Source organism: Pontibacter sp. HJ8, assembly GCF_054824225.1.
Genome location: NZ_JSYF01000246.1, coordinates 1 through 9,582, shown reverse-complemented (window position 1 = coordinate 9,582; position 9,582 = coordinate 1). Strand labels below are relative to the sequence as shown.

Genomic DNA, 9,582 nt, shown 5'->3' with positions numbered 1-9,582 from the left:
GGAGCCGACCTTTTTGGCTCCTACGTAGCCACGATCCTGGCTACCATGGTACTGGGTCGCGAAGTGATCTCACAGGATAATTTTGGTGGGCTAGCCCCGGTTATACTTCCTATGCTGATTGCCGGTCTGGGCATCATTTTCTCCCTGATCGGGATGCAGTTTGTGCGGATAAAGGAAGGCGGCAACGTGCAGGCAGCCCTGAACCTGGGCAACTGGGTTTCTGTCATACTCACAGCCGTGGGCGCTTACTTTGCCATCCACTGGCTGCTTCCCGAGAATCTTGCGCTTCGTAACTTTGAATTTACTTCGGACGGTGTGTTCTATGCCGTGATGGTCGGCCTGGTAGTAGGTGCGTTGATGAGTATCATCACGGAATATTATACGGCGATGGGCAAAAAGCCTGTTAATTCCATCGTGCAGCAGTCCTCTACAGGGCATGCGACCAATATCATTGCTGGTCTGGCGGTAGGTATGCAGTCTACGGTTATGCCCATTATTGTGCTGGCAGCTGGTATTGTGCTTTCTTATGCAGCAGCCGGCCTGTACGGGGTGGCCATTGCGGCGGCAGGTATGATGGCAACTACTGCCATGCAGCTGGCCATCGACGCTTTTGGCCCGATCGCCGATAACGCCGGAGGTATAGCCGAGATGAGCGAATTGCCAAAAGAAGTACGCGGCCGCACCGATATCCTGGATGCAGTTGGCAACACGACAGCAGCCACGGGCAAGGGCTTTGCGATTGCTTCTGCCGCCCTGACGTCGCTGGCGCTTTTTGCAGCCTTCGTAGGTATAGCCGGTATTTCCTCCATTGACCTTTATAAAGCGCCTGTGCTGGCAGGTTTGTTCATCGGGGCCATGATTCCGTTCATCTTCTCTGCCCTTTGTATTGCGGCAGTAGGCAGAGCGGCGATGGCCATGGTACACGAAGTACGCCGCCAGTTCCGCGAAATTCCGGGTATTATGGAAGGCACCGGACAGCCCGAGTATGAAAAGTGTGTGGCTATTTCTACCCAGGCAGCGCTTCGGGAGATGATGTTGCCGGGTGCCATTGCCCTGATCGTTCCTATCATTGTCGGCTTTGGCTTCCGGGGCGTGTTCCCGGATACTTCTTCTCCTGAGATCCTGGGCGGATTGCTGGCCGGTGTCACCGTGTCGGGCGTGTTGATGGCGATGTTCCAGTCCAACGCGGGCGGCGCCTGGGATAACGCCAAAAAGTCATTTGAAAAAGGCGTGGAAATAAACGGCAAGATGGAGTACAAAGGCTCCGATGCACACAAAGCGTCGGTTACCGGCGATACAGTAGGGGACCCATTCAAAGATACCTCCGGCCCGTCCATGAACATCCTGATCAAGCTGATGTCGATCGTTTCGCTGGTGATTGCGCCACACATTGCCCTGGAGCAGGAGCCGCCTTTGCCCGAAGCGCCAGTAGAGATCAACCTGGAGAAGAAGCAGCTAAACCCCGAAACAGCAGGTATAACCAGCCTGCCGGAGAACACGGTTGCCCTGCAGGGACTCTATGTGAAAAAATAAGTATAAGTTTGCTTTAGTTTGAATAAGCCCAGCCCTAGCGTTGGGCTTATTTTTTATTATCCTTACCTTTGTTTAATAACAACACTAATGCTTTATGGAGCCCCGTACCATTACGCTTCACGATTGTGATTTCAGTACTTACATGTACGAAGAAGAAATAATCGCACGTATTCATATCCTGGCTGAACAGATCGAGCAGGACTACGCTGGCAAAAACCCGCTTTTCCTGGCCGTACTCAATGGTTCATTCATGTTTACAGCTGACCTGATGAAGCGGGTCAACATTCCCTGCGAGATTTCTTTTATCCGGATGTCTTCTTATCAGAATATGCAGAGCACGGGCAGCGTGCGGGAGATCCTGGGCCTGACGGAAGAGATAGAGGGCCGTGACGTAGTCGTGATCGAAGATATTGTGGACACCGGCCATACCGTAAACACGCTGCTGCAGCAGCTGAAGGCTAAAAATCCTGCTTCTGTAGAGATCATCACCCTGCTCATGAAGCCCGAATGCCTGCAGCATCAGCTGGATGTCAAGTATGTGGCGAAATCGATACCCAATGACTTTGTCGTGGGCTATGGCCTGGACTACAATGGGTTGGGGCGTAACCTGCGCGATATCTACAAAATAGTTTCGTAGTACGGCAAATGGCCCGCTGCTGTGGTCTCCTTCCTGAAGAGGAGGAGCCGGCAAATCAAAAAAATAAAACAGTACATCGTTTTTATACTTAATTTTGCTTTTTATTTAAAATCAAAGATATGCTCAACATCGTTTTGTTTGGCCCTCCTGGTGCTGGTAAAGGTACACAAAGCCAAAAGCTGATTGACAAGTATAACCTTATTCACCTTTCTACGGGTGACCTGCTTCGCTCAGAGATTACTGCCGGCACCGAACTGGGCCTGAAAGCCAAGTCGCTGATGGACAACGGGGTGCTGGTGCCGGATGAAGTGGTAATTGGCATGATCGAGAACCAGGTGAAAGAGCACCGGTATGCCGGAGGATTTATCTTTGACGGATTTCCGCGTACCGTGCCGCAGGCCCAGGGTCTGGACAAACTCCTGCTGGATCATGGCACAGAGATCTCCTGCATGCTGGCGCTGAAAGTGGACGACGAGGAACTTACCAAACGGCTGCTGCTGCGTGGACAGACCTCAGGCCGCCCCGACGATCAGAACGAAGAACTGATCCGGAAGCGAATTCAGGAGTACAACAACAAAACTGCCCCGGTGGCAGATTACTATGCCGGCCAGAATAAATTCTGTGCCGTGGATGGTATAGGGGAGATTGACGAGATCTTCAACCAGCTCTGTGAGCATATCGACGCTTTGAAAGTGAAGTAGGTTGAAGCGCACGCGGTTTAAGAAACGTACCATAACGACACCTTTATAAAAGGAAATCAACAGGCCGGCGCATTGCGACCTGCCTGCTTGTATCCTGCATTTTTTTATTCATTAGCATTACCAGTTTTGGCTCAATCCAACTTTATTGATTACGTAAAAATCTGTTCCCGCTCGGGACACGGAGGCGCTGGTTCAGCCCACTTGCACCGCGACAAAAGAACCGCCATGGGTGGTCCTGATGGAGGGGATGGGGGCAGAGGTGGCCATATTATCCTGCGGGGCAACTCGCAGCTATGGACCTTGCTGCACCTGCAATACCGCAAGCACGTAATCGCCGAAAACGGCCAGAATGGTGGACCAAGCCACTCGTCCGGTGCCCAGGGCAAAGACGACGTGCTGGAGGTACCCCTCGGAACGATTGCCCGCAACGCCGAGACCGGCGAGTTCATGTGCGAGATAACCGAGCACGGGCAGGAGATCATCCTGACGCCGGGTGGTCGCGGTGGACTGGGCAATGCGCACTTCAAATCACCCACCAACCAGACGCCGCGCTACGCGCAGCCAGGCGAGGAAGGTATAGAAGAGTGGGTTATCCTGGAGCTGAAACTACTGGCCGATGTAGGCCTGGTGGGCTTCCCGAATGCCGGCAAGTCCACGCTTTTATCCGTTGTTTCGGCGGCCAAACCCAAAATAGCGAATTATGCTTTCACGACGCTGGAGCCTAACTTAGGGGTGGTTGCTTACCGCGACTTCAGGTCTTTTGTGATGGCCGATATTCCGGGTATCATTGAAGGGGCTTCGGAAGGCAAAGGACTGGGGCTGCGCTTTTTACGGCACATCGAACGGAACTCCATGCTGCTGTTTATGGTTTCATGCGAGAGCCCCGATATTGCCGAAGAGTATAACGTACTGCTAAACGAGCTGGAAACTTTTAATCCGGAGCTGCTGGACAAGAAGCGCATTTTGGCCATCACCAAAACCGATATGATCGATGAGGAGCTGGAGGAAGAAATGCGCAAGACATTGCCCCAGGATGTTCCGGCTGTATTTATCTCCAGTATGGCACAGAAGAATATTCCCAAGCTGAAAGATATGATCTGGGAAGCGCTTAACAGCTAGTTTGCCAGCCAGATAATTGAACAGAGATCGGTAGAGGCTGCAAAGCTGTCTACCGATTTTTTTTAATGAGTGACTGAGTGAATTTTGAATGAGTGAGTGAAAGGGATTTCAGTAAAATCTACCCTTCGTAGCAACGGCTTAGCTTCCCTTTTGCCTATATCCTTGACAGGAGGACAACATTGAGAATAAAATTCACTCAATCACTCATTCATATATTCAAAATTATAAAATGCCAGAATGGCACGAATTGACTTTTGGCAAGACAATTGACAAGACAAGTTAGACCTATCAACCTAAAATTCTTAAGGCATTATGTCAGATAAAGATATTAAGAAAGAGCAGGAGAAAGCCGAAAAGCAAGAGAATACTGCCAATGTAGAGGAAACCAACGGGCAGGAACAAGCACAGCCAGAGACCGAAGACAACCAAGCCGAACCGGGCGAGGAAAATAAAACCGAAGCGGAGTTGGCCGAGATGAAAGACAAGTACATCCGCCTGATGGCAGAGTTTGAGAACTTCAGACGCAGAACTGCCCGCGAGCGCATCGAAATGTCTAAAACGGCAACGGAAGATCTGATGAGCGAACTCTTACCTGTTCTGGATGATATGGAACGCGCCCGCCAGTCGATGGAAGCAACCAAAGACGTAGACGCCATACTGCAGGGACTGGAACTGGTGTTTCATAAACTGAAGCATGTGACGCAGGTGAAAGGGCTGAAGCCAATCCAAATTCAAACCGGCGATACTTTCGATAGCGATCTGCACGAGGCTGTGACACAATCGCCGGCACCGTCAGAAGAGCTGAAGGGCAAAATCATCGACGTGATCGAGAAGGGCTATACCTTAAATGATAAGGTGATACGGTACGCGAAAGTTATTATAGGAGCTTAATCAATGGCTAAGAGAGACTATTACGAGGTGTTGGGGGTGGCAAGAGGAGCCAGCCAGGAAGAAATCAAAAAGGCTTATCGTAAGCTGGCCATTAAGCACCATCCGGATAAAAACCCGGACGACCACACGGCGGAAGATAAATTCAAGGAAGCAGCTGAGGCCTACGAAGTGCTGAGCGACCAGCAGAAACGGCAGCGGTACGACCAGTTCGGCCATCAGGGTATGAACGGCGGCTTCGGCGGCGGTGGCGGCATGAACATGGAGGACATCTTCTCCCAGTTCGGCGACATCTTCGGTGGCGGAGGCGGCGGTTTCGAAAGCTTCTTCGGAGGAGCCGGACGCCAGGGAGGCCGGCGCACGCGCAAAGGCAGTAACCTGCGCATCAAGCTCAAGCTCAACCTGGAGGAAATAGCCAACGGCGTAGAAAAGAAAATAAAAGTAAAACGCTATGTAGCGTGTAGCACCTGTGGCGGCAACGGGGCCAAAAACGGCACGGATATGCAGACGTGTGGTAGCTGCCAGGGCTCCGGCCAGGTGCGCAAAGTGGTCAATACGATGCTAGGACAGATGGTATCGACTGCCACATGCCCTACCTGTAACGGCGAAGGCCGTATCGTGACCAAAAATTGCGAAGTCTGCCACGGCAGCGGCAGAGAGCTGCAGGAAGAAGTCATCACCATCAACGTGCCTGCCGGGGTAATGGACGGTATGCAGCTGTCAATGAGCGGCAAAGGCAACGTGCCGGAGCGCGGCGGCGTACCTGGTGACCTGCTCATCCAGATAGAGGAAGAGGAGCACCCGAGCCTGAAGCGCGATGGCAACAACGTCATATTTGACCAGTACATCAGCTTTGTGGACGCTGCCCTGGGCGCCGATATCGAAGTGCCAACCATAGGCGGAAGAGTGAAGATCACGATCAAACCAGGTACACAAAGTGGAGAAATCTTCCGCTTGCGTGGCAAAGGCGTGAAAGATATAAACGGGTATGGCAAAGGCGACCAGCTGATCCACATCAACGTATGGACGCCGAAGTCGCTGAGCAGCGACGAACGTGCCATGCTGGAGCGACTGCGTGAATCAGACAACTTTGCACCACATCCGGGCAAGAACGAGAAAGGCTTCTTTGAGAAAGTAAAAGACTACTTTCAATAAGTAGCACCTCTGGAGCGTTTTATTACAGGAAAGCCTGCCTTTTTTATGCATGAAAAGGCAGGCTTTTTTTGTTGCCTTTATCCGGTCGCTGCCGTATTTGATCTTGCCTGCAGATTCGTTAGTCGATTATATATAGTCTTTTAACGATGTAATTTGTCACCCAACCCTAAAAAGGGTATTTTTGAATAAACCAAAAGGTTAACAGCATTGAGCATTCTTAAAATTGAAGGCGTAACCAAGCGATATGCCAACCACACCGCCCTGGATAACGTGAGCTTCGATATTCCGACCGGCTGTATATTTGGACTGCTGGGCCCGAACGGGGCCGGAAAGACCTCTCTGATCCGGATCATCACCCAGATCACAGGAGCCGACTCAGGGGAAATATATTTCAAGGGCGAGCGGCTGAAGCCAGCGCACATCAAAGACATGGGCTACCTGCCCGAGGAGCGCGGGTTGTACAAGAAAATGAAGGTGGGCGAGCAGCTGCTATACCTGGCGCAGCTCAAAGGGCTGAGCAAAGAAGAAGCGACCGCCCGTATAAAAGAATGGGTAGCCCGTTTTGAGATAAAAGAATGGATGGGCAAGCACATCGAAGACCTTTCGAAAGGGATGCAGCAAAAGGTGCAGTTCATGGCTACCGTGCTGCACGAGCCATCGCTGGTGATTCTGGATGAGCCTTTCTCCGGTTTCGACCCGATCAACGCCAACCTGATAAAAGACGAAATCCTGCGCCTGCGGGATAACGGGGCTTCCATCATTTTCTCCACACACCGCATGGAGTCGGTGGAAGAGCTCTGTGATAACATCGCGCTGATCAACCGTGCCCGCAAAGTGCTCGACGGGCCCGTGCGTGAGATCAAGGATACGTATAAAACAGATACCTACCAGGTGATCGGCAACGGCCACCTGATGATCACTTCCCCGGATTTTGAAGTGCTGGAGCAGCATGAGAACCATGGCGTGTTCCGGGCGGCGATCCGGTTACTGGACGGCGCAACGCCCAATGACCTGCTCCGCTACCTGATCCAGCGGGTGGAGGTGCACTCATTTGTGGAACTGGTGCCGAGTATCAATGACATTTTCATCCGAAAAGTAAAAGAAACACACGATGCATAAAATCTGGTTAATCATACAGCGGGAATACCTGACGCGCGTCCGCAAGAAGAGCTTCATCGTCATGACCTTCCTGACGCCGCTGCTGCTGGCTGCCTTCATGGTCATACCTGCCTGGCTTGCTACCATCTCCGATAGCTCGGACGTGGTGATGGTACTGGACGAGAGCGGCCTGTTTGCCGATAAGCTCGAAAGCAAAGAAGACCTCAAAATCATACCGATTGGCGGCACACTGGAGCAGGCGAAAGAGGTATACCAGGAAACAGACTACAGTGCACTGCTGCATATCCCCAAGATCGATCTGGAGAACCCGGAAGGTATAAAGGTATATTCTAAAAAGAACACCAGCCTGCAGGTCAAATTCAGGCTGGAAGGTATGCTGGAGAAAGAGATCGAGAACCAGCGCTTTGTCGCATCCGGCATCGACCGTGAAATGCTCAACAAGATGAAAGCGAAGGTCGAAGTGACCACCGTTAACCTGAGCGCCAGAGGCGAGCAGGACAGCAATGTATGGGTTACCTCCGGAGCTGGCATCATCGGGGCAGTTATTATCTACTTCTTTATTTTCCTGTATGGCGTGCAGATCATGCGGGGCGTGATCGAAGAGAAGACCAGTCGCATTGTGGAGGTGATGATCTCTTCGGTGAAGCCTTTCCAGCTGATGATGGGCAAAATCATCGGTATAGCCGGGGTTGGCCTGACACAGTTTTTGCTGTGGGTTATCCTGTCTACGATCGTAGTGGGAGGCGTGCAATCAGCTTTCGGCATCAAGGCAGCACCCACTCCCATCGAGCAGTTGCAGGCTGGCCGTGCCGCCGCCGCTGGCGAAGCGGAGGCTGAAGAATCGGACGAGGCTGCCGCCAACAACCAGACCCTGGCGGAAGTGAGCAGTGCCATTGGCAACCTCAATTTCCCGCTGCTGATCGGCTGCTTCCTGTTTTACTTCCTGGGCGGTTACCTGCTGTATGGTTCCCTGTTCGGAGCCATTGGCGCCGCCGTGGACAACGAAACGGATACGCAGCAGTTCATGTTCCCGATCACCATCCCGCTCATCATTTCCTTTATCATGTCCTATACCGTGGTGATCAAAAACCCGGACGGGCCGGTGGCGTTCTGGATGTCGATCATACCCTTCACTTCGCCGATCGTAATGATGGTGCGCGTGCCGTTTGGGGTGCCGGCCAGCGAGCTGCTGCTGTCCATGGCGCTGCTTATCCTGGGCTTCATCTTCACCACCTGGATCGCATCCCGAATCTATCGCGTGGGTATCCTGATGTATGGCAAGAAGATCAACTACAAGGAACTGTCCAAGTGGCTGTTTTACAGGGTATAGCCTGGCAGGTATAGGTATAGATTTAAGATAGCCGGTCTCTGCAGAGCCGGCTATTTTTTGTAACTTAATTCACGTATAGCCAAACTATGATGCGATATTCACTCCTAACACTTCTGTTGCTTATGCTCACAACAGGTATAGCCGCTGCTACAGACAAAGACAAACCCGCTTACCAGCTCTTCACCGCAAAAGGCAAAGCCATCAGGTATGGCAACATGCTGGAGGAGCTGGAGAAGGCAGATGTGGTACTGTTTGGGGAGCAGCACAACGACCCGATCGCGCACTGGCTGCAGCTGGAGGTGGCCAAAGACCTGCACAAGGTTCATCAGAAGAATTTTGCTATCGGAGCCGAAATGTTTGAAGCCGATGTGCAGCTGGTGCTGAACGAATACCTGGCAGGGCAGGCGCCTGAAAATAACTTTGAGCAGGAAGCCAGGCCATGGCCCAACTACAAAACAGATTACAAACCTGTGGTGCGCTTTGCAAAAGATGCCGGTATACCTCTGGTTGCGACCAATGTGCCCCGCCGCTATGCGGCTATGGTTTCGGGAGGCAGCCTGAAAGCGCTGGAAACTGTATCGGAAGATGGCAGGCGTTTCTTTGCCCCTTTGCCAGTGAAAGTAGACATGACGCTGCCGGGCTATAAGAATATGCTGGCCATGTTCGGCAACAGCACGCACGGAAATACCAAAAGCGAAAACATTGTGCAGGCCCAGGCGCTGAAAGATGCTACCATGGCGCACTTTATATTGCAGCAGGTCAACAGCGGCAAGAAAATGCTCCACCTCAACGGCGCGTATCACTCCGACAATTTCGAAGGGATTGGCTGGTACCTGAAGCAGGGAAATCCGCAGTTGAAAACTCTTACGATCACGACGGTGCTGCAGGAAGATCTGGAGAAGCTGACAGACGAGAACAGGCAAAAGGCCGACTTTATACTGGTTGTGCCGGCCAGTATGACGAGGACGTTTTAAGTTTGGGAGTTAGAGAGTTTGGGAGTTTAAGAATTATTGAATGGAATTCTTACTAGGCGATATCCTATTAGCTGGAATGGACTGGCTATACCTTTCAATCAGGTATAGGAAGAAAGAAGTCATTAC

9 protein-coding genes are annotated in these 9,582 nt (G+C 51.8%); all 9 read left to right on the top strand.

Annotated features, from left to right (window positions below; translation table 11 throughout):
* The coding region (locus tag OB13_RS11570; RefSeq protein ID WP_461490325.1) for a sodium-translocating pyrophosphatase at positions 1-1,533 on the top strand (1,533 nt) is incomplete at its 5' end.
* Between the two features lie 94 nt (positions 1,534-1,627).
* Positions 1,628-2,170 carry a hypoxanthine phosphoribosyltransferase gene (gene hpt / locus OB13_RS11565; protein ID WP_461490324.1) on the top strand — a complete coding sequence of 181 codons (543 nt, stop codon included), beginning with the start codon at positions 1,628-1,630 and terminating at the stop codon, positions 2,168-2,170.
* A 119-nt stretch (positions 2,171-2,289) separates the two neighbouring features.
* On the top strand, positions 2,290-2,871 hold the full coding sequence (locus tag OB13_RS11560; protein ID WP_461490323.1) for an adenylate kinase: 582 nt from the start codon (positions 2,290-2,292) through the stop codon (positions 2,869-2,871).
* A 126-nt stretch (positions 2,872-2,997) separates the two neighbouring features.
* Positions 2,998-3,990, top strand: a complete 993-nt coding sequence (obgE, locus tag OB13_RS11555; protein ID WP_461490322.1) for a GTPase ObgE — start codon at positions 2,998-3,000, stop codon at positions 3,988-3,990.
* A 312-nt stretch (positions 3,991-4,302) separates the two neighbouring features.
* Complete coding sequence (locus tag OB13_RS11550) at positions 4,303-4,881, top strand: nucleotide exchange factor GrpE (RefSeq protein ID WP_461490321.1); 579 nt, start codon at positions 4,303-4,305, stop codon at positions 4,879-4,881.
* A 3-nt stretch (positions 4,882-4,884) separates the two neighbouring features.
* Positions 4,885-6,033 carry a molecular chaperone DnaJ gene (dnaJ, locus tag OB13_RS11545; RefSeq protein WP_461490320.1) on the top strand — a complete coding sequence of 383 codons (1,149 nt, stop codon included), beginning with the start codon at positions 4,885-4,887 and terminating at the stop codon, positions 6,031-6,033.
* Between the two features lie 207 nt (positions 6,034-6,240).
* Entirely contained in the window at positions 6,241-7,152 is a 912-nt protein-coding gene (locus tag OB13_RS11540; protein ID WP_461490319.1) for an ABC transporter ATP-binding protein, read from the top strand.
* Positions 7,145-8,482: an ABC transporter permease gene (locus OB13_RS11535; RefSeq protein ID WP_461490318.1), complete on the top strand. Its 1,338-nt coding sequence runs from the start codon at positions 7,145-7,147 to the stop codon at positions 8,480-8,482. Before OB13_RS11540 ends, OB13_RS11535 begins: the two co-directional genes overlap by 8 nt.
* Before the next feature lie 86 nt (positions 8,483-8,568).
* The gene (locus tag OB13_RS11530; RefSeq protein ID WP_461490317.1) at positions 8,569-9,456 is read left to right on the top strand and encodes a ChaN family lipoprotein; all 888 of its coding nucleotides are present in this window, start codon (positions 8,569-8,571) and stop codon (positions 9,454-9,456) included.
* The last annotated feature ends 126 nt before the right edge of the window (positions 9,457-9,582 follow it).